This window comes from Microcoleus vaginatus FACHB-2002 (assembly GCF_040004035.1).
Taxonomy (GTDB): Bacteria; Cyanobacteriota; Cyanobacteriia; order Cyanobacteriales; family Microcoleaceae; genus Microcoleus; species Microcoleus vaginatus_C.
In genome coordinates, this window is sequence record NZ_JAMPLN010000013.1 from 1 (window position 1) to 22,868 (window position 22,868).

Annotated in this window: 17 protein-coding genes; 13 read left to right on the forward strand and 4 right to left on the reverse strand. The window is 45.0% G+C overall.

The annotated features are described in order from the left end of the window. Positions 1-1,184: 1,184 nt before the first annotated feature. Positions 1,185-1,595, forward strand: a complete 411-nt coding sequence (locus NDI35_RS13140; RefSeq protein WP_172184952.1) for an AbrB/MazE/SpoVT family DNA-binding domain-containing protein — start codon at positions 1,185-1,187, stop codon at positions 1,593-1,595. A 113-nt stretch (positions 1,596-1,708) separates the two neighbouring features. Beyond that, a complete protein-coding gene (locus tag NDI35_RS13145) occupies positions 1,709-2,176 on the forward strand; it encodes a regulatory protein RecX (RefSeq protein WP_445313118.1) in 468 nt (155 codons plus the stop codon). A 103-nt stretch (positions 2,177-2,279) separates the two neighbouring features. Here NDI35_RS13145 and NDI35_RS13150 read toward each other — a convergent pair whose 3' ends face one another. From NDI35_RS13150 to NDI35_RS13160, 3 genes are read right to left on the reverse strand one after another with little or no spacing between them, the layout of a single operon-like run. Then, positions 2,280-2,795: a DUF4385 domain-containing protein gene (locus tag NDI35_RS13150; protein WP_445313119.1), complete on the reverse strand. Its 516-nt coding sequence runs from the start codon at positions 2,793-2,795 to the stop codon at positions 2,280-2,282. After that, on the reverse strand, positions 2,792-3,217 hold the full coding sequence (locus tag NDI35_RS13155) for a DoxX family protein (protein ID WP_015177615.1): 426 nt from the start codon (positions 3,215-3,217) through the stop codon (positions 2,792-2,794). The genes NDI35_RS13150 and NDI35_RS13155 overlap by 4 nt, the downstream gene beginning before the upstream one ends. A 13-nt stretch (positions 3,218-3,230) precedes the next feature. Next, on the reverse strand, positions 3,231-3,497 hold the full coding sequence (locus NDI35_RS13160) for a hypothetical protein (protein ID WP_445313120.1): 267 nt from the start codon (positions 3,495-3,497) through the stop codon (positions 3,231-3,233). Positions 3,498-3,548: 51 nt separating this feature from the next. On the opposite strand from NDI35_RS13160, the gene NDI35_RS13165 reads away from it, so the two are divergent. The 5 genes from NDI35_RS13165 (at position 3,549) to ureG (ending at position 7,126) form a co-directional block, all read left to right on the forward strand. Further along, positions 3,549-3,731 carry a hypothetical protein gene (locus tag NDI35_RS13165; protein ID WP_445313121.1) on the forward strand — a complete coding sequence of 61 codons (183 nt, stop codon included), beginning with the start codon at positions 3,549-3,551 and terminating at the stop codon, positions 3,729-3,731. Between the two features lie 511 nt (positions 3,732-4,242). After that, positions 4,243-4,734, forward strand: a complete 492-nt coding sequence (locus NDI35_RS13170; RefSeq protein ID WP_445313122.1) for a DUF4168 domain-containing protein — start codon at positions 4,243-4,245, stop codon at positions 4,732-4,734. Positions 4,735-5,165: 431 nt separating this feature from the next. Continuing rightward, the gene (gene ureE / locus NDI35_RS13175) at positions 5,166-5,603 is read left to right on the forward strand and encodes an urease accessory protein UreE (RefSeq protein WP_445313123.1); all 438 of its coding nucleotides are present in this window, start codon (positions 5,166-5,168) and stop codon (positions 5,601-5,603) included. A 123-nt stretch (positions 5,604-5,726) separates the two neighbouring features. After that, a complete protein-coding gene (locus tag NDI35_RS13180) occupies positions 5,727-6,440 on the forward strand; it encodes an urease accessory protein UreF (RefSeq protein ID WP_445313124.1) in 714 nt (237 codons plus the stop codon). Positions 6,441-6,529: 89 nt separating this feature from the next. After that, positions 6,530-7,126, forward strand: coding sequence for an urease accessory protein UreG (ureG, locus tag NDI35_RS13185; protein ID WP_445313125.1), 597 nt, complete (start codon positions 6,530-6,532; stop codon positions 7,124-7,126). 80 nt (positions 7,127-7,206) lie between these two features. Here the strand turns inward: ureG and murG are convergent, their stop codons facing one another. Further along, positions 7,207-8,307 carry an undecaprenyldiphospho-muramoylpentapeptide beta-N-acetylglucosaminyltransferase gene (gene murG / locus NDI35_RS13190; protein WP_445313126.1) on the reverse strand — a complete coding sequence of 367 codons (1,101 nt, stop codon included), beginning with the start codon at positions 8,305-8,307 and terminating at the stop codon, positions 7,207-7,209. A gap of 185 nt (positions 8,308-8,492) precedes the next feature. Between murG and NDI35_RS13195 the strand changes: the two genes are divergently transcribed. The 6 genes from NDI35_RS13195 (at position 8,493) to NDI35_RS13220 (ending at position 22,867) form a co-directional block, all read left to right on the forward strand. Next, the gene (locus tag NDI35_RS13195) at positions 8,493-9,398 is read left to right on the forward strand and encodes a nuclear transport factor 2 family protein (protein ID WP_445313127.1); all 906 of its coding nucleotides are present in this window, start codon (positions 8,493-8,495) and stop codon (positions 9,396-9,398) included. Between the two features lie 374 nt (positions 9,399-9,772). Then, the gene (locus NDI35_RS13200) at positions 9,773-10,561 is read left to right on the forward strand and encodes an SDR family oxidoreductase (RefSeq protein ID WP_445313128.1); all 789 of its coding nucleotides are present in this window, start codon (positions 9,773-9,775) and stop codon (positions 10,559-10,561) included. Between the two features lie 331 nt (positions 10,562-10,892). Next, entirely contained in the window at positions 10,893-12,077 is a 1,185-nt protein-coding gene (locus NDI35_RS13205) for a calcium-binding protein (RefSeq protein WP_445313129.1), read from the forward strand. Positions 12,078-12,264: 187 nt separating this feature from the next. Next, positions 12,265-18,108, forward strand: a complete 5,844-nt coding sequence (locus NDI35_RS13210) for a tetratricopeptide repeat protein (protein WP_445313130.1) — start codon at positions 12,265-12,267, stop codon at positions 18,106-18,108. Between the two features lie 81 nt (positions 18,109-18,189). Continuing rightward, on the forward strand, positions 18,190-20,193 hold the full coding sequence (locus tag NDI35_RS13215; RefSeq protein WP_445313131.1) for a tetratricopeptide repeat protein: 2,004 nt from the start codon (positions 18,190-18,192) through the stop codon (positions 20,191-20,193). Between the two features lie 25 nt (positions 20,194-20,218). Further along, a complete protein-coding gene (locus NDI35_RS13220; protein ID WP_445313132.1) occupies positions 20,219-22,867 on the forward strand; it encodes a tetratricopeptide repeat protein in 2,649 nt (882 codons plus the stop codon). Position 22,868: the final 1 nt, after the last annotated feature.

The following is a 22,868-nucleotide window of genomic DNA, read 5'->3' on the forward strand; positions in this document are numbered from 1 at the left end:
GTTAGTTTTTGGATTTTCTCCCATAGCTCTACTATCAAGGCTTCTTTTGCCTCGTTCGATAGCTGTTTTAGGTCGGGGAGTTTTTCCATTCCTTGATCTAATGTCTATCTTGTCTTCTTGTCAAGGGGGTTGAGCAATTACATTTTGAGAGTCTAGCCGTTGACAGGCCACGAATGGAAACCAATACATTTCCATCGAAACTCCATGTCGGGAACCGCTGCTAATTTCTAGTGCATCAAACATTTAAGCTGTTGTGCATTTAACTCGGTCTTTTTCAATTCCCCTGTGGAAATAACCTCAAATTCTCTGGCTTGGGGCCGGAGGAGGAAGTTTTCCCGAGTTACGCCTAGACATCTACTGATTCTTGGCGAAGTGTTAAGAGTCGCGAAGCAATCTCGCCCGATCAAAACTATTCCCCTCTTAGTGGCTGCCCGATGTTTCTGCCGCGCCCATTGAGTCGGGTTTTAGCTTAAAACCGTTCAACGAAGAGGTGAAATTTCCTTCAATTTTTACCGGATTGGCTTCCCCAGACTGCGTTCTGTGGAAGTTATATGCCCCACACCTTAATAGAAGATTGCTCGTTGGTATTTGGGGTTTTGAGGGGATTTCCAGCCCGAAAAATAGGGTTTATACCCTTTTAGATTTTAGATTTTAGATTTTAGATTGAAGAATTGGGAATGACTTATTCCATAAGGGTTTGGAGCTTGCCTACAGTTGGATTCTTTTTGTAAACTGGTTTTGCAAGTAGCTGGCAGGGGCATCGAGAACAAGTGCTGCCTCCCCTTGTTGAGGTAAAAGTTAACCCCGGCGGGTAAATGCTTTCGGTAGATTTGCAGCGGTCGCGCTCTAGGTATTTCGATTCATGGCTGTCTTGTTTTTACCTTGACCACAGACTTGATCGGGGATTGGTGAATGCAGGGAACAGACTTTACTGTAAAAAAGTAAAACATTTAATTTGCGACAATAATTCCCCGCGCGATCGCTCCGAGGCTTACACAAGCATTTGGGTCGCGAGGAGCAAATTGATCGCCCTTCGAGCATCCTTACTTGCACCCCCGGTCTTGAGGCGGCAGAAATTTATCCAGAATCTTAATATTCAGAATTCTTAGTATTGACAGTGAAACAAAGTTCATCTAATGTGTTGTAATTGATATAAGTAAAGTCCAATAAGCGAGGTACGGTCAATGGCAGAAACAGCTACAGCACCCTTAACAGGAAAAGGTCTGCTTCAAAAAATCAAAGGCAGTGATTTGCCACGCAGAGAACTTGCAAAGCTTTGCGGCTACTTCACTGTCAGCAAAAGTGGAGAAACCCGGATTAATCTGGCTGAGTTTTACGATGCAGTGTTAGCTGCTAAGGGCATTGAGCTAGAGAAGTCGAAAGCAGACGGACGCGGACGAGAAGCGAGTTATCGAGCTAGCGTTCACAAGAATGGTTCGATCGTGATCGGGGCAAATTATACCCAAGAAATGGGATTAAAGCCGGGAGACGAGTTTGAAATTAAGCTCGGATACAAGCACATTCGCTTGATTCAGATCGATGTGGACAGACCGGATGTGGATGTGGATGATGAAGAGGAGGATACAGAAGAATAGAGGCGATTCCCTGCGGGATAGCTTCGCTTCACGCAATGCAGTCAGCCGATAGCAAGGCGACTGGATTTGGCTTCGCTACACGAGTATTTGCGCGCCACCCTTCGATTTAACTGATGAGCTGTCTTGACTATTTCTATTTTCTCTTGTCCCGCAAAGACTACAGTGCCTCTGAACTTCGCAAAAAGGGGCAAGAGAAAGGTTTTGGCAATGAGGAAATATTGGAGGCGATCGCGCAAATTCAAGACCGCGGCTATCAGTCCGACACTCGCTTGGTGGCAAACTCGATCGCCTCTGCAGCAGGCAAATACGGAAAGTCGGCCATCAAGCGCAAGTGCCTGCAAAAAGGAATTACCAACGATTTGTTCGAGCAAGTCTGGGAAGAAGAAATTGCCGAAAATCAGGACTCCGAAGCAGAAAAACTGGCCGAATTAAAAGCCAAAGTCATGCGGAAATACAAGATCGATACTTGGGGTAAAGCAGATGCGAAAACCAAGGGCAAAGTCTTGAATTACCTGCAATACAGGGGCTTTAATGCCTTTGAAATTTGGCGGCAGTGGCAGGCGGAAGAAGAGGATGAGTAAGTTATAGGACAACCCTCGATCGATGTGGCCCCCAGATAGTCAAGCACAACTGTACCGCTGCCTGGGGGCTAAATTGTAAGTTCTGAGTTTTTGTAACTTTATGTCAATCCTCAGACTTGACTAAATAAGATTCGTACATCTGCCGGTGTCTGGCTAAAAGCTGGAGATATTTCTCATTGATTTTGGCCAGCATCCATTTCTCTTGAAAAATGGCTGCGGATTCTGCTTTCACCGGATCTGTTTCTAGCGGCAAAATATCTTTTCGAGCGGCGCTTTGCTCAGCAACAGACTTCAGCTTTTGAGGGTTTTGCTGGTATTTTCGACCGCTTTTGTGGTTGGCGTAGCGACGCGATCGAGTATACCCCATTTGCAAGAACTTGCGGGCCATGTCGGCTCCCACAAAATCTTCGCGATCGAGATACTCTAAAAACAAGGAGTAAATTTTGCTGCTGGACTCCCTGGCAATTTCAGGAGTCTTAAATCTCCAGAAAGGCAGAATTTCTCCTTTGTAGGGTTCCACCAACAAGACTCCCTGTTCCCCTTTCCCTACGCGATAAAGTTCCGGGTGCTGTCGAAAGTCGATGTTCTTAAAATCCAAAGAGTAGTCAAACTGCTTCATCGGGCATTTTCTGTTCTATCTGGAACTATAGAAGCCCGGGGTTTACCTTCGTCTGGTTGGGTATAAACCCAGGCCCAAGCAATCAAGACGGCTTGAAAAGGCAGCCTGAACCAATACAGTAATTGGTTGTGGGGAATCCCTTCTATGGGAATGTTGTTGACGGCTTGATTGATATTAGCTGGAAACACGGCAATAAACAAGGCAATTAATCCCCACGCCGCCGCCCTGCTCACAGGAGGAACTAACAGCCCAATTCCGCCCAAAATCTCGAAAAAACCGCTGATATAAACCAAGGCTTCCGGGTAAGGAAGCTGGGGCGGCACAATTCTGATAAAAGGTGCGGGTACTGCAAAGTGCAGCACGCCTACAATACTGATAGCTACTGCGAGGATAACTCGCCAAATTTCTTTTTGACTTTTCATGGGCAATGGGTAATTAATAATTGTTAAATTGCTGCGATAATGCTTGCCAAAATTCGCTATCTGCGATCGAGATGACAAGAAAACTGAGCCCCAAAAATTCCAGCTTTCCGGGTTTGTCTGCTTTTGCTGGTGGCTGTAACGATTTTATTTCGTATAAAAACCAGATTTCTTGGTAACTCCCAGACAAGTTTTCACAGCCCCAAACTGGAGGAAGCGAGAACTGGAATCCCACGCCTGCGCGTTGACTGCCAAAAACAGATAGCGCGCATTTTGATAACAAGATTTTAATGTCTAGTGCCCTGTTCCTGTCTCTATCTTCGGGTAGTGAAATATGATTTTTGTTCCGGCTTTGGCTTCGTCAGCAGCCAAACCAGTGGGGGATTTTCTCGATCGGCAAATGCACCACCGCTTAACATTAAATAAATCATCGCCGCAATTGATGAGTGCGATTGCTGCTAAGTTTGACCGAAAGCATCCAGGATACAAGCCCCCGGATTCATCCGTAGAGAAATAAAAAACCTGTATCCGATAAAGGAGCCCCCGAATTTATCCGTGGGGTCAATGCTTCAATTCTTTAATCTAAAATCTAAAATCGATTGACCTAGCCTTCCAGACGCTTCCCTATCCTACCCTACGGGAACCCCTGCGGGGAACGGGAACCCTTGCGGGAAGATAGCTTTGCTAGCGCGTACCTTGATGAGACTAATTAAGGCGAGTAATTTGTCAATAACTTTTAGAATTATTTAATATTGGCGCTTTTAGAATTATTGGCAGAGGCAATTCGGGAACGCTCTGTAATTAAAATTACTATCTAAAGTTTGAATTTTGTCAACTTCCGACAGATGTTAGAATGAAATTATCGAATTTGCTAAAAAGTCGATCGTCGTAGCAACTCCCCAACCCTTCTGCTGGAATTCAAAATAGTCACCAACGGCAGGAACTTTTTACCCACCACATTATTCAAAAAGATTGAGCCTCCAAGCGCTGTGTCATTTTTATCTACACGCAATCAATCACCGACGACCATGAACACCTCACTAAACACCTCTAAATTTGGCATAAACCGGATGCTGCGACAATCGCTGTTGCTTGGCATCTTTTCTGCAGCAGCTTTAGCTAGCGGATGGGCGCCCGGTTTGTATGGACAATCCCCAAACCTCGTTTTCGGATCTGCAGCCCAAGCTCAAGAAATTAGCAGCGAAGAAATTACTAGCTACGCTCGTGCTGTGTTGGCAATAGAACCCAGACGGGTGGAAGCTTATAACGAAATTAAAGGAATGGCTGGGGGCTCGGTTCCCAGAGTAGTGTGCAACGAAACTCAGGAAATCAATAGGTTGTCGGGAGGTGTTCGCGGCATCGCGGTGAATTACTGCCAACAAGCTAAAAAAGTTATCGAAACCAATGGTTTGACAGTTAGTCGCTTCAACCAGCTCACTTTGCTCCAGCAAGCGGACCCGGCAGTCAAACAGCGAATTCAAGCCGAGCTCCTGCGACTGCAACAAGCTGGCAATCAATAAGCTTGAGGGTTTGAGTCTTTCTTCCTCTCCCGTTCTATTAGACTTCTCCATAAAAGCTTGTTCACGGCAGGCAGGATGCCTAACCGCTACCTCCCCCCAACAATAATATTGGAGATTTAAGTTGTTCGAGTTCCTAGGCGGTAGGCAAAATTTTTTGAAAAAAAAGCGATCGTCTGTGATAAAGTGCTTGACAAAATAACATGAATTTGGTAATAAGACCAGAACGGGAGCGGTCAGAGAGATGAATATTTTTCAACTTGCTGTAAATTGGAATGAGATATAGCGATCGCCAACACGATTAAGACGTTTTTAATTTCTTAAACATGAGCTGAAGATTGGAACTTCAGTCTTTCTTATTCCTTCGGCTATAAAAAAGATATTCCTCAAAAACTAAATGTCAAGTGAATTGCTCTGAGGAATAGAATATAAAAATGCTAACCTTCACAAAACATTTACCTGCAAATCCCGATGCTATTGTCAGCTTTACTTTACAAATGACAGCAGACGATCGCACTCGCAGCCGTCACCGATTCGAGACAGAGACGGGGGAAAAGCTGCACCTGAGTTTGCCCAGAGGTACGGTACTGCGCGATCGAGATTTATTGCAGTCGGAAGACGGTAGCTGTTTGGTACTGGTAAGTGCAAAACCCGAACCGGTTCTGACAGCGCGGGCATCAAGTCCGCTGCGACTGATGCGGGCAGCTTATCATTTAGGAAACCGTCACGTAGCTTTAGAAATTGCCGATAATTATTTAAGGCTTTCTCCCGACTCTGTGTTGCAGGGAATGCTCGAAAAAATGGGTTTGGAAGTAACAGAGGAAATTGTGCCGTTTCAGCCGGAAATGGGCGCTTACGGGCACAGCCATTAGATTTTAGATTTTAGATTTTAGATTTTAGATTTACTCCCACCGATGAATCCGAGGGCTTGTGACTAAATTGCTTTCGGCCATTCAAGAAGCAAGAAGTCAACAGTCAACAGTCAACAGTCAACAGTGAACAATCAACTTTTATCTTTGTTGCAGTTAGCTTTTGCACCTGTAGGAGCTTATAGTTATTCTGAGGGAATCGAAAGTCTGGTAGAAACCGGTGCGATCGACAGCGAGATTACTTTGAGAAATTGGTTAGAAAATTCGCTGCAATTCGGGGCTGTGCGAGTAGAAGCCGCTGTGGTGGTAAGGGCTTTGAGGGCGGCACAGAAAGGGGATTTGACAGCTTTGAATTACTGGAATGCTTGGGCGACTGCTACTAAGGAAACAGAAGAATTGCGCTTGCAAAGTTGGCAAATGGGGCGGACTTTGGTCAGGTTGCTGCTGGATTTGCGTGAAGCGAAGCTATCCCGCAGGGAATCGCCCGTTGCTTCTGGGTTAACCACAATTGTAAAAGAATTCGTGGAATCTGGCAGCAATCAGTGCAATTTTGCGATCGGCTTTGGCATTGCCGCCGCCAACTGGCAGATTGAAGAGGAAGCCGCCGTGTTAGGATATTTGTACAGTTGGGCTGCAAATTTGGCGAGTGCGGGCGTAAAACTGATTCCCCTCGGTCAAACAGCCGGTCAACAGTTACTGTTAGATTTGCAGTTTCAAATTAGCTGTACGGCGCAAGAAGTTTTAAAATTAGAAGATGATGAGCTTGGTAGTTGCAGTTGGGGATTAGGACTCGCTAGCATGGCGCACGAAACTCAGTACACTCGATTGTTTCGCAGTTGAAAATCAGAAGGAAGAAGGAAGAAGGAAGAAGGAAGAAAAAGCAACTATGCCCAATCCCCGATGCCCAATGCCCAATTACCAAAATAATTATGAGTGCTTTTCGTGTAGGAATTGCGGGACCCGTTGGTTCCGGGAAAACAGCTTTACTGGATGCTTTGTGCAAGGCGCTGCGGCAGCAATACCAGATTGCCGTTGTTACTAATGATATCTATACTCAGGAAGATGCCCAGTTTTTGGTTCGGAGTCAAGCTTTGGAGAGCGATCGAATTTTGGGCGTAGAAACGGGAGGCTGTCCCCACACAGCCATCCGCGAAGATGCTTCCATTAACTTAGTAGCGATAGAAGAGTTAGAACAAAAATTCACAGATTTAGATTTAGTATTTGTCGAAAGCGGCGGCGATAACTTGGCGGCAACTTTTAGCCCGGAGTTAGTAGATTTAACAATTTACGTGATCGATGTCGCTGCGGGCGATAAAATTCCGCGCAAAGGCGGGCCAGGAATTACTAAATCAGATTTATTAGTAATTAATAAAACAGACCTCGCACCTTATGTAGGAGCAGATTTAGGCGTGATGGAACGAGACGCTAAAAAAATGCGAGGCGAGAAACCTTTTGTTTTTACTAACTTGAAGACCCAAGAAGGATTAGAATCAGTAGTTAAATTCATCCACTCCCATATCGTGTAAAACATCCGCCTTCATTTGCCTTCATCTGCGTTCATCTGCGCTCATCTGCCTTCATCTGCGGTTAAAACCCCTAAAAAATCTCACCTCACCACCAATTCTTTGACCAAATTAGCCAAACGTTCTGTACTGTCTCTCACTGCTAATTCAGAAGCTGCTTGAGACATTTTTTCCAAATAGTCGGAATCTCTTAACAAATACAACACTTTGCTTTGCAACACATCTGCTGTCAGTTCGCTTTGACGGAATACCACGGCGGCGCCGGCTTTAGCAAATACTTCCGCATTAAATCTTTGGTGGTCGTCAGCGGCGTGAGGAAAAGGAATTAAAATAGAAGGTACTCCCGTCACTGCTAATTCTGTCAGAGCACTCGCGCCCGATCGACTAATTGCTAAATTTGCTCGCTGCAACAAACTCGCCACATTGTCGTAAAATGGCATCGACAAATATTGTTCGTGTTTCAAACTCTCAGCATCCGGGTCATTATTTCCGGTGAGATGAACTACCCAAGCACCGGCATCAAACCAAGCCGGAGCACACTCGCGCACTAACTTATTGACTGCGACAGCACCTTGAGAGCCGCCCATAACTAAAATTACAGGTACACTGTCAGGAATTGGCAAATTTAGAGGTTGGCGAGTCAGGAATTGCGATCGCACCGGCGTACCAGCCACCACGGTTTTGGCGCGGGGTAAATGCTGGGCTGCTGCTTCAAATCCGATCGCCACAGCAGTGCACAAAGGACTAAACCAGCGCGTCACCTTCCCGGGAATTGCATTAGATTCGTGGAGAATTACCGGCAAACCCAAAGAACGGGCCGCTAGAATTGCAGGTGCTGCGATGTAACCGCCGGTAGTAAAGACTCCCTGAAAATTTCCCGCTTTGAGCAACTTCCGCACCTGAAGGATCGAGCCGGCGAGTCCGCCCAAAATTCGCAGTGTACCGAGCCCAAATCCCTGCTGAAAGCCTTCGACGGCGATCGTGTGGAGGGGGTAAAGGGATGAAACTAACTGGGTTTCCATGCGGTCTGGGACTCCCAGCCATTCGATCTGACAGTCGTTCAACTGCCCAGCGGTGGCGATCGCGGGAAATAAATGTCCACCAGTGCCGCTAGCTGCAACCAACAACCGGAGGGGGGCTTTTGTCAAGGTATTTGTTTCTTTTTTTACAAGTACAAGTTCCACAGGTCGATCAATTTTATATTTGAGGTTTTAGATTATTATGCTTATTATTCCGGCAGTTTCAGCCAATTTTGAATCAGCAATCTAAAATTAGATTGTGCCGTGTCCCTGCTTCCGTTGTCAGTTTTCGTTGCCGGTGAACAGTTGCCCAAGCTACGACCCCTGACAAATAACCAAATTATCATCTAATGCGTAATTTTTTGAATTTAGTGCCAAGTGCATCTCAGTATTTTTCCAGCCGTCGGGACGAAAAAGCCGATCGGGCGATCGTTTTTGGCTTTAACTGCGGGCAGTCGATCGCTCAAATGTTGTTATGTTTAACAGTGGTAAGTGCTGGCGTGCTGCATCCTAGTGCGGCAAGAGCGATCGGTGCGATCGCGGCGACTCCCCAAACGATCGCCCAAACCCCTGCAAATGCGCCTGCCCCACTCACAAAAGTGCTAACAGAAATTGACGCAGCGGCCAACCGGCGCGATGTCAAAGCAGTTATGGCATTTTACAGTCAGAATTTCACTCATTCTGACGGCTTAAACAGCCAAAGCATGGAAAAAGCCCTCACCCAACTCTGGGATCGATATCCGAGTTTAAATTACCGCACCGAGATCAAATCTTGGAAAACCGAAGGTAGCGCGATTCTCGCAGAAACCATAACTACAATTGCCGGCACTCAAAAAAAGGATGGCAGAGAATTAACTCTCAAAGCTACCATCCGTTCCCAGCAGCGCTTTGAAGGTGAAAAAATAGTTAGTCAAGAGATTTTAGCAGAACAAACTCAGCTTAGTTCGGGGCAAAATCCTCCCACAATTCAAGTGAATTTTCCGGATCAAGTTAAGGTGGGCGAAGAGTACCATTTTGATGCCATTGTGCGAGAGCCGCTCGGCGATGATATTTTAATAGGGACTGTTTTGGAGGAACCAATTACCGAAAAAACCTTTTTTAATCCCTCAGAAGTCGAGCTGGAGTTGCTAAATTCCGGGGGAATTTTTAAAGTAGGTAAAGCTCCGGCTACGCCCGAAAATCGGTGGGTTTCAGCAGTTTTGATGCGACAAGGTGGAATTGCAACAGTTAGTGTGCGATTGCGGGTTGTCAAGTAATAAAATAGGTGTTATGGGCATGGGGCATGGGGCATGGGTAATGGGTGATTGGTGATTAGTAAGTTGTATAGCGGTTATTAGTCACACGAGGTACATATTTGAAGAGAAAAAATCTCATTAAAGGAATTAAACATACCTCACTATAGCAATCCTAAATGAGTCGTAAATTTTTGACCTCACCCCAACCCTCTCCTTATCAAGGGGAGGGAGTAAGAAATTCACACATGATTTAGGATGGCTATATAGCGATAAAGGCTATAGCAAATAACAACTAACAAATAAAAAAACTAATAAATAACCAATGACGACAGTCAACAGTCAACAGTCAACAGTCAACAGTCAACAGCCAACAGTCAACTAACAACTGACAAAAAATGATTTCTATCCAAAACCAAATTGTTTTCATTACAGGTGCGAGTAGCGGTATCGGAGCAGCCTGTGCCAAGATATTCGCCAAAGGTGGAGCCAAACTAATTTTAGCAGCCCGCCGCCTTGAAAAACTCGATCGACTGGCAAACGAACTTGTAGAAACAAAATCCCTCGCATCGGCGAACGAGATTTATTTGCTAGAATTGGACGTGCGCGATCGCCCGCAAGTGGAATCGGCCATAACTGCGCTTCCCGATGCCTGGAAAAGCATCGATATTCTGATTAACAATGCGGGATTGAGCCGTGGTTTAGACAAACTGCATGAAGGCAACTTTCAAGATTGGGAAGAAATGATTGATACCAATGTTAAAGGCTTGCTTTACATGACTCGCGCGATCGTGCCGGGAATGGTAAACCGAGGCCGCGGTCACGTAGTGAATATCGGGTCCATAGCAGGCCGCCAAGCTTATCCGAAAGGCAATGTTTATTGCGCTTCTAAAGCAGCAGTGAGAGCTATTTCCGAAGGGTTGAAACAAGACCTTTTGGGAACACCGGTGCGGGTGACGGAAATAGAGCCGGGTTTGGTGGAAACAGAATTTAGCAATGTCCGGTTTCACGGCGATGCAGAAAAAGCCAAAAATGTCTATCAAGGATTGACACCGCTGACTGCTGACGATGTAGCCGATGTCGTGTATTTTTGCGCGACGCGATCGCCCCACGTCAATATTAGCGAAGTCTTGCTAGTTCCGACAGACCAAGCTAGTGCAACTCTGGTTCACCGAAAAGAGTTGTGAGCAGTCAGTAGTGAGACCAAATCCGACTTAAACAACCCCTTTATTTCTGAGTTTATATATGCTTAGACTTCGTTTGTGCAGGGAAAGTTCCCACCGAGGGCTAGCAGGGATTTATAACCAGGATTTGCTATAAATTGTGAAGTCAATAGTTCTAGATAGTTAAATAGTTTCTGGTTGTCTCTTAAATTTACCCATTAAAAATAAAATAAATAATTTGCATTTTTTGACTAATTTCACATACAACCATTCCGGACATCGGGATTGTAGCTGGTAAATCTCACCAGAGAGATAAACCTCTGGATAGATATCCCCCCATTTGAGATGACAGGCTATGTCCCAAGTAACAAATCCCACTCAACCCCTAAGCGTTGAACAGAACGCTATTGGCGGTCTAATTATCCAAGGCTCGCCGGATTTACCAAACAGAATTAACGGCAGCATCGGTTCGGATGAAATCATTCTAGGCTCTGGCAATGACGAAGTTGCCGGTCTTGATGGCGATGACTTCATATTAGGTCTAGACGGCGATGACGTTTTGAGAGGTGGCGACGGCAATGATATTGTCTACGCCGGTAAAGGTAACGATGTAGTCGATGGCGGCAATGGGAACGATCTTTTGTTTGGCAACCAAGGAGCAGATACCATCCGCAGCGGAGAAGGCCCCGATACTGTGTTTGCAGGTAAACAGGACGATTTAGTTGACGGCGGTGCTGGCGATGACTTCCTGTTTGGCGATCGCGGCAACGACATTGTGAACGGCGGCCTTGGTAACGACAACCTTTTCGGCGGTGAGGGCAATGATGCTTTGTTCGGCGGAGAAGGCAATGATACTGTGTTTGGAGGTAAAGGTGATGATTTAGTTGACGGCGGTGCTGGCGATGACTTCCTGTCTGGCGATCGCGGCAACGATACTGTGAACGGCGGCCTTGGCAACGACAACCTTTTCGGCGGTGAGGGCAATGATTTTGTCTTGGGCGGCGAAGGAAATGATACTATCTACGGCGGTAAAGGCAATGATGTGGTTGAGGGTGGGCCCGGCGATGATATCGTAAACGGCAACTTAGGGAATGACACCGTAAGAGGCGGTGAAGGAAACGATATTTTGTACGGCGGTAAAGGCAATGACATCGTAGAAGGCGGTGCGGGCAACGATATTATTTCTGGCAACATAGGAAATGACATCCTCAGCGGTGGTGGGGGGGCGGATACATTCCGCTTCGAGTTTGTCGGGGCAGAGAATATGGATACCCTTACCGACTTTAATCCTACAGAAGATAAAATTCAGCTTGACAACGCTGTGTTTAATGCTTTAATACCGGGCAATCTAACTGCCAACCAATTTATTACCGACCCCAATTTCAATCCCAACACTCCTGGGGCAGCGGGCACGGCTAATCTCATCTACAACCCGGTTGACGGTTCGCTGTACTACCGCAATCAAGACGGTCAAATATCGATCGTCGCTCAAGTAAATAATAACCTGAATCTGGGGTCGAATAACTTTGAAATAATTTAAAGTTAATCCCGATTGAGGGTGGATCTATCATTAATATAATTTAAACATTATCGGCTGGCTCAAAGCTCACAAAAAAATAAGCGATGGGGCTTCAAAAGTCAGAAAGCTTGTTAATCACTTGAGTCCCTGATGTCAGTTACAGCTAGCGGTTGCAATTTACCTTTTAAAATTACTAATTTAATTAAGTATGCTCAGCACCCAAGGGACGGAACAAAATTCCAATTTAGTAGAAGCTTTTGCCAAAATGGGTTGGCTGTGCGATCGCGCGGGAAAGATAGAAGATGCTGCTTTTCACTACCAGCAGGCGCTGGCTCTCGGAAAAAACACCCCCGAATTGCAGCACAATTTGGGTAGAGTTCTGCAAGAGCAGGGGGATTTTACAGGGGCGATTGGCAGCTACAGGCAGGCACTGGCTGTCAATCCAGATGACGTTAAAGCTCACTACAATATCGGCGTTGCCGTTCACCAGCAACTCAGGATAGAAGCAGCGATTTACAGTTACCAGCAAGCGATATCTTGCTGGAAAAAAAGCTCTCAACCAGCTCTTTTATCCTACGCGGTAAATGCCTACAGCAATTGGGGCTGCCTTCTGGTGCAGGAGGGCAAAGTTGAGGAAGCAATTGTGGTTTTTCAAGCGGGAATAGCTGTGGCCCCCGATGATGCTACTCTGTACAATAATTTAGGTATTGCTCAGTTACAACTGGGGAAGCCAGAGGATGCGATCGCCCTTTGCCGCCGGGCGATCGAGTTGCAGCCAGAATTAGTCATGGCCCGTTACAATTTGGGCAAAGCATTCCAAAGATTGGGGCTGCATACTTTTGCAATAGAATGTTTTGAGTTGGTAATTAGCAAAGATCCAGATCTGGTTTCGGCATACAGCGATCGGGCCGTTTCTTTGATGGCACAAGGCAATTTAGCTGAGGCAATGCTATGTTGGCAAAAGGCGATTGCTCTGCAAAGCGAGTTTGTTGATGGTTTTTGCTGCCAAGTAGAGATGCGGTTGACTTCCGTACAAGAACTTAATGAACTCGATCGCTCTCAAATAGCCTGTGTGCGATTTCTGAAGCAACTTCAAGGAAAGGACGGCTCGGGTTACGCCATTTCTACTCTTGCTAAAAATCCGCTTCATCTTTCATCATTGCTTATCGATTTAGCAGAGACTTACTTCCATTTGGGAAACGCCTTATTCGAGTACGGCGGGTACGAACAAGCGGAAAGCTATTACCAAAAAGCTTTACAAATTCAACCTAAGAATGCGGATATTTACTTGCGGCTGGCTGATTGCTTGAGTCAGCAAAAACGATTTTCGGCAGCGATTGTAGTTTACCACCTGGTGCTGGTAATGGCGGGCGATCGCTCGGATGTTTCCGAACAGTTGCAGGCTGTATTGAAAAAACAGCAGGAGTTGAGAGATTGTCCCTCAGCCCGGCAAGGGTTGAAACCCGTGGCTAATAACGAAAGTCCACTAAAGAGGACTAAAGAGCGGCGTTTTAGTCCTCTTAAACAGAAGCTGATTCATTATCCCTCAGCCCGCCAGGGGTTGAAACCCCTGGCTAATAGCAAAAGCCCACTAAAGTGGACTAAAGATTGGCGTTTTACTCCTCTTCAGAGGACTTCAGCTATGAGACAGGGAATTCATTCCCTGTCGGAGTGCGACTCTGACTCTCACTTGGGAAGCACGAAACACCCCTCCACTGTTAACGGCAATAAAAAGCCCAAATCTGACTGTCAGGGCTTAGATTGTCAGCGGTGTCTCAAGCGGATTTTCAAACAGTTCGAGCCTGTGCATTTAGGTAATGGCGTATATTCTTGTGCTCAGCAGGGAGAGACTGCTGTTGAGTCGCCGGAAACGTTTGTGACTTCACTCCCAAACGGGCGGGCTTGGGTTGTACCGCAGAAAAATTCTTGGATGATTTGCAATGCTATTGCTATTATCGATTCTGGCGATCGGCTTTTACCCAAACTTTCCCGTGAATATCCGGGCGAGTTGCCGGGATGCGAAAATCAACATTCTACTCAGCACAGGTTTCTGAATTTAAAACCGGAAGAATTGCCACCTTTAGAAAAGATAGACGGTACGGTGGCGGTATTGGCTGGACTTTCGGGAAATGTCTATTTTCACTGGATGGTGGATATTTTGCCCCGGATTGAAGTTCTGCAGCGTTGGGGGATAAATCTGGAAGAGATAGATTGGTTTTTGGTTAATAGTTGCCAGCAGCCTTTTCAGCGAGAAACCCTGAAAGCATTAGGAATTCCTGAATATAAAATTATAGAGAGCGATCGCCATCCTTATATTCAAGCCAAACAATTAATTGTTCCCTCTTTTCCCGGATATTTGGGCTGGCTGTCGCCGCAGGCGCTTGAGTTTTTGAGGCGGGTTTTTTTAAATAAACAATTTCAGAAGCTCTGTAGTGCGAACATCTGTGTCGCTAAAGATACACAGGTAAGCGAGAGAGATGTTCGCAAATATATTTATCCAGAACGCATCTATATCAGCCGCAGCCAATCTAGCTACCGGCGAGTAATCAATGAAGAACAGGTCATCCAATTTTTAAGCGGATTTGGCTTTGTTTCAGTGCTACTAGAATCTATGACTTTGGAGGAGCAAATAGCCTTATTTTCTCGCGCCAAAGCTATCGTAGCGCCTCACGGCAGCGGTCTGACAAATATTATCTTTTGTGGGGCAGGAACAAAAGTAATTGAGCTAGTCTCTCCCAATTATATCAGGCAATACTATTGGGCGATCTCTCAGCAGCTAAATCTTCCACATTATTATGTAATAGGAGAAAGCTTTAATTGTTACCCAATTCGACAGTTAATGTATCAAAACCCATTGACTGAAGATATTTTAGTCAATTTGAAGTCTCTCAAGAAAATGCTGGAAGAGACGAATCTATTTACTTCAAAAGACACCCTAGATTTAATATCTCTTGAAAACCCTAAAAATCCTACAACAACTATGAACCAAGAATCAGCCGATTATTTTCAAAAACGGGCAGAATTTTATTTAGAACAAGGTAACTTAAGCGATGCTGTAGCTGCTTGCGAGCAAGCCCTGAAGCAGAAACCTGATTTTGCACCAGCTTACAAAACCTTGGGCAAGATCAGTCAAGTACAAGGTAATTTAGCTAAGGCAAAGCATTGGTACGTGAAAGCTCTGGAAATTCAGCCGGATTTTGCAGAAGTTTATACTAATCTTGCTACTCTCTACACCCAAGAGAAAAATTGGGAGCGGGCTTTAATCTGTTACCAAAAAGCAAATTATGATCAGGTGAAAGCTCCAAATACTAATAATACTCAAGGTATTTTAGCCTTCAAGCATGACGATATAGAAGTCTACATTCAAGGTGCAGAAGCATTTTATAGTCAAAGGAAATTCGAGCAGGCGGCGGCGGCTTGCCAGCGAGTTATCCAAGTTAAACCAGATGCGAGGGCTTATAAAATTTGGGGTAATGCTAGGCAAGCTCAAGGCAAAGTAGAGGAGGCGAAAAATTGCTACGCTAAGGCCATTGAACTCGATCCTGATTTTGCTGAAGCTTATACTAATTTGGGGACGCTTTACGCTCAGGAACAGCAGTGGCAATCTGCGATCGCATTTTACCAAAAAGCGATCGGCCTGCAACCGAATTTAGCATCAACTTACCGAAATTTAGCTCGCGTGTGGACGCAAATGGGGCAGCTATCGGAGGCTGACGAGTGCTGGTTTAAAGCGTATTCTCTGGAACCTGCCAAGGCTACTCCTGAAGAACACATTCATCTAGGCGATAACTTTTTGAGGCAGAATCAGGTAACGCAGGCTATACGCTGCTACTGCCATGCTATCGAGTTAAACCCCAATTCAAACGAAGCTTACCAACAGTTAGGAAATGCTCTCAAAGCTCAAAAAAAGGTGCAGGAAGAAGTTGCTAGTTATCGAAAGATAATTGAACGACCTGCTAACATTTTTGGGGATTTGTTCAAGACAGTAGTTGTGAGTTTGAATCCGAAATCTGAGTTACCTCAGACTCCCCACACATCTACTTTGCGGACAAATATTGCAGCTAATTCCTTGCAAATCGATTCCACAATCTCCGCTGAAAAACCTCGCGTACAGTTGCAGCAGCCGACAACAATTCCTGCTGTACCGCAACAGTTAAATACGATCGCCCTTTCGGAAGATTCTGCACCTGCTACTCAAAACTCGCCTGATGTTTTGTCGGCTGTGACAGTTGTTGATAGCGGTTTTACGGCAGATTTTCGGCAACCAGAAACCGCTGATGACTGCATTCAGCGGGCAGAATCTTATTGCGCTCAAAAACAATTCGAGCCGGCTATTGCTGAGTGCAAGCGAGCTATTGAAATCAAACCAGATGCGGTGGCTGCTTACAAACTGTGGGGCAAGATTTTGCAAGTGCAAGGGAATACAGAAGAGGCGATCGAGTGCTATAAAAAAGCAGTCAAGATTAATTCTAACGAGGCAGATATTTACGTAAATCTTGGCACTTTGTATGCTATAGCTAAACAGCTATCGCCGGCAATTGCTTGCTACCAAAGAGCGATTGCTATCCAACCAAATTTAGCACCAGCTTACCGGAATTTGGCTAGGGTGTGGAGGCAGCAGGGCAAACAGGAAGAGGCGAACGAGTGCTGGTACGAAGCTTATTCTTTGGAACCGGAAAAGGTATCGCCAGATCAGCATTTTAAATTGGGCAACCTTTTGTTTAAGCAAGGTCAAATTACTTATGCGATCGCGTGTTACCGCCGCGCGATCGAGTTAAATCCAAACTTAACTGTTGCTTACCAAAATCAGGCGATAGCTTTAAAAAAGCAAGGAAAATTAAAGGAAGCTGCTGTCTGTTTGGAGAAAGCCGCGGCACTTAACAACAGTGGTTTGGTAGCCGCTCATCTAGGAAGTGATACTGTTGCTTCGGCGACGCGGGTAAAGGGCGATCGCAACAGTAACAAACCTGCTGCCGCTGTGGAAGTTGGGGATGCGATCGCTTCTCCGGCACCAGCAAACAATATGAATAACGGCCATTCAAAATCTGCCGAAAGCTTAACATTATCCGCACTTGATAGCGGTAATAGTAACAGCGGCAAACCTGTGGCGATCGTCAATTCTGTCAGTGCAGAAACATACATCAAACAGGCAGAATCTTATTACGCCCAGGGGAAATTTGAAGAGGCGATCGCGGAGTGCAAGCGAGCTATTGAAATCCAACCGGATGCAGCATTTGCCTACAAGATTGCGGGGAATGCTACCCAAGCTATGGGAAAAGCAGAGGCGGCGAGGTATTGGTACGTTCAAGCCCTGGAAATCGAGCCTGATTTTGCTGAAATTCATGCTAATTTAGGCAGCCTTTACGCTCAGCAGAAACAGTGGGAAAAGTCAATTGCTTGTTACCAGCAAGCAATTAAAATTAAACCTAATTTAGCATCTGCTTACCGGAATTTAGCGAGGATATTGGTGCAGTCCGGTCAGCCGCAAGCAGGGGCAGAATGCTGGTATGAAGCTCTCACTCTCGATATCAATTGGGCCAAGCCTGATGAACACTTTACTCTGGGCAATACTTTGTTAGAACTGGGTCAGTTGGAGCGAGCTATTTCATGTTACCGGCGGGCGATTCAGTTGCAGCCGAGTTATGCGGATGCTTATCACAATTTAGGGGAGGTTTTGAGCGTTAGGGGACAGTGGGAAGAGGCGATCGCGGCTTACCGAAAAGCGATCGATCTGAACCCGAATTTCGATGCACCTCATTACGGCTTGGGGAAAGCTTGGGCAAGTCTCGATCGGCGGGAAGAAGCGATCGCCTGTTATCGGAGAGCGATCGAGTTAAATCCCAATTTGGTTCAAGCTTATCAAAGTTTGGGGGATGTTTTGGACAGTTGGGGTCAGTTGGATGAGGCGATCGGATGTTATGAAAAAACCATTGAATTGAAACCGGACATCTGGGAGGTTCACCAAAAGTTAGGGGATGCTTTGCAAGAAAAAGGCGAGATTGATGAGGCGATCGAGGCTTACAACCGCGCCATTGAACTAGCAAAAGCTTAGAAATTTTCCGGATACCTCGCTAGGTAGATGAAAAATAAATTCAACTGATTCAATGATCTCCACTTACCACAGGTAAAGCGTATGAGCAGCCAATCCAACATCATTGCATTCCCAGTAAAAAATTCTTCCGATTTATCCGTATTATCGCACCAACAACCTCCTGATGTCTGGCATCCAAAAGTGGTTTTCTCAAAAAGGGCTGTCTCGGAATTTGGGGAACAGGATAGGAAGCGAGACAAGCATTCTGACCAAAGTGTGGAAGCTAACTTCAATGCTGCCAAACCTCATTACAGCTTAGGTAAGGCTTTGGCTAAAAAGGGGGAATGGGAAAAAGCTATTTCTTCCTATCAAAAAGCCTTAAATTTAGATTCTAACTCAGCCGAAATTTATCAGTATTTGGGGGATGCTCTTGTTAAAAATGGTGAGTTGGAGGAAGCCGTAAGAGTTTATCAAAAAGCTATCGAACTTCAGCCTAATCTGTGGGAAGTTCACCACAATTTAGGGGATATGTGGCAAGCACAAGGAAGGTTAGATCAGGCAGTTGTTGCATATCGTCTGGCTATTGAGTTTAATCCTGATTTTTGTTGGTCTCACAATAATTTAGCCGATAGTCTGATTAAGCAGGAGAAATGGGAAGAAGCGGTCCAAGCGTATAGAAGTGCGATCGATCTAAATCCAGACTTCCATTGGTCTTACTATAATTTGGGAGAAGCTTTGGTGGAGTTGGAGAGGTGGGAGGAGGCCGTTGTTGCTTATCGGCGTGCAATTCAGTTAAAGTCCGATCTGCCATTCGTGTATGAAAAGTTGGGCGATGCGCTGCGAAATCACAGCCCATTATCTGCGAAGGAAGCTATTAGTTATTACAATCAAGCTATTCAAGAAAATCCAGATAATATCAAGCTCTATCACAAGGCTCTGGAGGTTAACCCAAAAGATCCGAAGCTCTATTTGGGTTTGGGTAATGCTTTGATTAAACAAGGACAAAGGGATGGAGCGATCGTATTTTATCAAATGGGGCTGCAACTTAAGCCTGGTGACTTTGAAATTTATTTGCAGCTATGGAAAGCCATGCTCCAGATTAATGATGGCTTTGAAGATGTCGCTGTACAGTCGCAAGCGGATTTGATTGATTTTTGTGGAGAGCGGAAGGTTCATAATAAATCTTCACAAATTCCCTTGTCATTTAAATTCTCGCCGGTCTCAAAATCTACAGTTGAGCGAGTTGATATTGTTCTCTGCGTTCACAATGCTTTCGAGGATGTAAAAGAGTGTCTTACTTCCATTAGACTCCACACAAAGGTCAACTATCGATTGCTCATTGTAGATGACGGTTCTCAAGCAGAAACTAGAGACTTTCTTAAGTCGTGGGTTCAAGAGAATTCTGTAGCTACTTTGTTTAGAAATGAGACGGCTAGCGGTTATACCAAAGCAGCTAACATTGGCCTGCGCGCCAGCAAGGGTGACTACATTATTTTATTAAATAGTGACACAATTGTTACTCCTGGGTGGATTGAAAAGTTAATTGAATGTGCTACTTCTCGAAAAAATATCGGCATAGTAGGACCTCTGTCAAATTGTGCATCTTGGCAATCTATTCCGGAAATATTTGACAAAAACGGTGGCTGGATGATTAACAATATTCCTGAAGGATACTCGCTGGAAAGCCTGAGTGATATAGTGGCTAATGTTTCCGACAAAGCATTTCCTTCGGTAAATTTTGTTAATGGTTTTTGTTACATGATTAAGAGAGCTGTAATCGATGCCATAGGCTGGCTGGATGAAGAAAGCTTTCCCTACGGTTATGGAGAAGAGAATGATTTTTCAATTCGAGCTCGCAAAGCTGGGTTCAAACTCGCAATAGCCGATCATGCCTACGTCTATCACTCTAAGTCTAAAAGTTTCGGACACGAACGCCGTCAAGAGCTTTCTAAACAAGGTTCGGCAGCATTCAAATCCAAGCATCCTGATATTAATGTAAAAGCTTTGACAGAGGAAATTAAAAATAATCAAGCTCTCGAACGTTTGCGTCTTAAACTACGCGAACATATCGTGCCGCTAGGAATCAATACTAATAATTTGCGCTAAAAAAATATCGACTAGAGGTTTGTATATGTCAACAAAAACTAACCAAGAAACGGCTGAAACCAATTTCCAAACAGGCAAACAGTTGGCAGGGGAAGGTAAACTAGACGAGGCGATCGCTATCTACCGTCAAGCTATCGAACTCCACCCCCATAACTCTGAGTTTCACCGCAGTTTGGGGGAGGTTTTGCAACGAGTGGGGCAACACGAAGAAGCGATCGCCTGTTATCGTCAAACAATAGAGTTGCAACCGAAATTTTCTAAGGCTTACCATAACCTAGGAAATGCCCTAGGCCAACTCAAACAATGGCCCGAAGCGATCGCCTCTTATCGTCAGGCGATCGAACTTAATCCTAATTTTCCTACTGCTTGCTATCGTTTAGCCGAAGCTCTAAAACAGTTTGGAGAAACTGAAGAAGCGATTGCCGCCTACCGTCAAGCTATTGAACTCAACCCAAATAACCCTGACTGTCACCACAGTTTAGGGGAACTTTGCCAACAACAAGGAAAATATGAGGATGCGATCGCCTGTTATCGTCGAGCAATTGAGCTGCAACCAAAGCTTTTCAAAGCTCACAATAACTTAGGAAATATCCTCGTAAAACTTAAACAATTGCCTGAAGCGATCGCATCTTACCGTCTAGCTATCGAACTTAATCCAAATACTCCTGAGTTACACTTCAGCTTAGGAGAGCTGTTGCAACAACAAGAAAAACATGAAGAGGCGAGCACATCTTATCGTCAAACAATTAAGCTACAACCCAAGTTTTTTAAAGCTTATCATAACTTAGGAAATTCCCTTGTTCAACTCAAGCAATTCGAGGAAGCGATCGCCTGTTACCGTCAAGCAATTGAGCTGCAACCCAAGTTTTTTAAAGCTCATAATAATTTAGGAAATGTCCTCATACAACTCAAAAAGTGGCACGAAGCGATCGCCTCTTATCGTCAGGCGATCGAACTTAATCCCAATTTCCCTACCGCCTATTATCGGTTAGGTGAAGCTCTGGAACAACAAGGACTAATAGAAGAGGCGATCGCAACCTACCGTCAAGCTATTGAACTCAACCCAAATAACCCCGACTGTCACCACAGTTTAGGGGAACTTTGGCGGCAACAAGGGAAATATGAGGATGCGATCGCATCTTACCGTCAAGCCATTGAGCTGCAACCGGATTTGCCTAAAGCTCACCATCACTTAGGAAATGCCCTCAGTCAACTCAAGCAATGGAAGGAAGCGAGCAACTCTTACCGTAGGGCGATCGAACTCAACCCCAATTTCCCTACCGCCTACTATCGTTTAGGCGAAGCTCTTCAACAACTTGAACTTACAGAAGAGGCGATCGCTGCCTACCGTCAAGCTATTGAAATCAAACCCGATTTTTCTGCCAAAGTTTACCACAATTTAGGAGAACTTCTCAGCAAAAAAGACCAGTGGGGAGAGGCAATTAGCTGTTATCGTCAAGCGTTTGAGCTTGACCCCAACTTTTCTCCAGCTTATCACAAATTAAAGGAAGCTTTAGCCCAGAATGGTCAGCTAGATAGAGCTAAATCTATTCCCTATTATCAGCCTACTGTCAAGTTAAATTTTAATGATGAATTCCCAAAACTTTTATTTATTCTCCCCGTCAGAGGCGGTGGAGGTGGCGCTCATTCAGTCGTGCAAGAAGCCTTAGCACTTTATCGCTGTGGCATCCCTGTCAAAATAGCTGTCAATCAATCTAACTTTACTGACTTTTTAAAGAGTTACACAACCGAAATTCCCGAGATCGATCAAATTGCTCTCTCTTATCAAACTTTAACAGACCTAAAAAACTTAGCTAAAAATTTCTCTGTTGTCTGTGCAACGACTTATAGCTCAGTAAAAATGCTGGAAATGCTAGTCAGAGACAATCACCAGATTTTGCCGGCTTACTATATACAAGATTACGAACCCTTATTTTCTTGTATAGATACCCCTGAGTGGGAAGAAGCACGAGAATCGTATACGCTGATTCCCCATGCTGTCCGGTTTGCCAAAACCAACTGGTTGTGTCATATTGTCGATCGCAATCATGCCGTTAAGGTTCACAAAGTTCAAGCCAGCATCGATCATCAAGTTTACTACCCTCATTTGAAGAGTGAAAACTCTCGTATAGAGATTTCTATGATGGTAAGATTCACCACCGCCCGACGCGCTCCCCGTCGCACATTAGCTGTCGCTAAAATTTTATCCGAATTGTTTCCAAATCAAGTGCATTTTACTATCTTTGGCTCTGACCGGAGTCTGATTGAATCTGCTGGTATACCGATTCCAGAAAATACTACTATCTTTCCTCATTTGAGTCGATCCGAAGTGGCTGCCCTGCTGCGGAACTCAGATATATTTCTAGATCTTTCTGATTTCCAGGCTTTTGGGCGTACAGCTATAGAAGCAATGGCTTCTGGCTGCATTCCAGTTGTCCCCGATAAAGGAGGAACCGATGAGTTTGCTATCACGGATTTTAACTCTGTAGTCGTTGACACAACATCGATTGAGGAGTGCATTAAGGGTATTGGTAAACTGATTCAAGCAGATCGCAATGTGTTATTGCAACTTAAGTTAAATGCTATTGAAACAGCAGCCAGATATTCACCCAAACGTGCTGCTTTGAGCATTTACAATCTTTTCTACAATCAGCTCCTTCAACTTGCGTCATAAC

What these genes read in the sequence shown, in the direction of transcription:
- NDI35_RS13205 (WP_445313129.1), top strand. Translation starts at nt 10,893, where the DNA reads ATGTCCCAAGTAACAAATCCCACTCAACCCCTAAGCGTTGAACAGAAC.
- ureE (WP_445313123.1), top strand. Translation starts at nt 5,166, where the DNA reads ATGCTAACCTTCACAAAACATTTACCTGCAAATCCCGATGCTATTGTC.
- NDI35_RS13195 (WP_445313127.1), top strand. Translation starts at nt 8,493, where the DNA reads ATGCGTAATTTTTTGAATTTAGTGCCAAGTGCATCTCAGTATTTTTCC.
- NDI35_RS13150 (WP_445313119.1), bottom strand. Translation starts at nt 2,795, where the DNA reads ATGAAGCAGTTTGACTACTCTTTGGATTTTAAGAACATCGACTTTCGA.
- NDI35_RS13170 (WP_445313122.1), top strand. Translation starts at nt 4,243, where the DNA reads ATGAACACCTCACTAAACACCTCTAAATTTGGCATAAACCGGATGCTG.
- NDI35_RS13165 (WP_445313121.1), top strand. Translation starts at nt 3,549, where the DNA reads ATGATTTTTGTTCCGGCTTTGGCTTCGTCAGCAGCCAAACCAGTGGGG.
- NDI35_RS13140 (WP_172184952.1), top strand. Translation starts at nt 1,185, where the DNA reads ATGGCAGAAACAGCTACAGCACCCTTAACAGGAAAAGGTCTGCTTCAA.
- ureG (WP_445313125.1), top strand. Translation starts at nt 6,530, where the DNA reads ATGAGTGCTTTTCGTGTAGGAATTGCGGGACCCGTTGGTTCCGGGAAA.
- NDI35_RS13155 (WP_015177615.1), bottom strand. Translation starts at nt 3,217, where the DNA reads ATGAAAAGTCAAAAAGAAATTTGGCGAGTTATCCTCGCAGTAGCTATC.
- NDI35_RS13220 (WP_445313132.1), top strand. Translation starts at nt 20,219, where the DNA reads ATGTCAACAAAAACTAACCAAGAAACGGCTGAAACCAATTTCCAAACA.
- NDI35_RS13210 (WP_445313130.1), top strand. Translation starts at nt 12,265, where the DNA reads ATGCTCAGCACCCAAGGGACGGAACAAAATTCCAATTTAGTAGAAGCT.
- NDI35_RS13215 (WP_445313131.1), top strand. Translation starts at nt 18,190, where the DNA reads ATGAGCAGCCAATCCAACATCATTGCATTCCCAGTAAAAAATTCTTCC.
- NDI35_RS13145 (WP_445313118.1), top strand. Translation starts at nt 1,709, where the DNA reads ATGAGCTGTCTTGACTATTTCTATTTTCTCTTGTCCCGCAAAGACTAC.
- NDI35_RS13200 (WP_445313128.1), top strand. Translation starts at nt 9,773, where the DNA reads ATGATTTCTATCCAAAACCAAATTGTTTTCATTACAGGTGCGAGTAGC.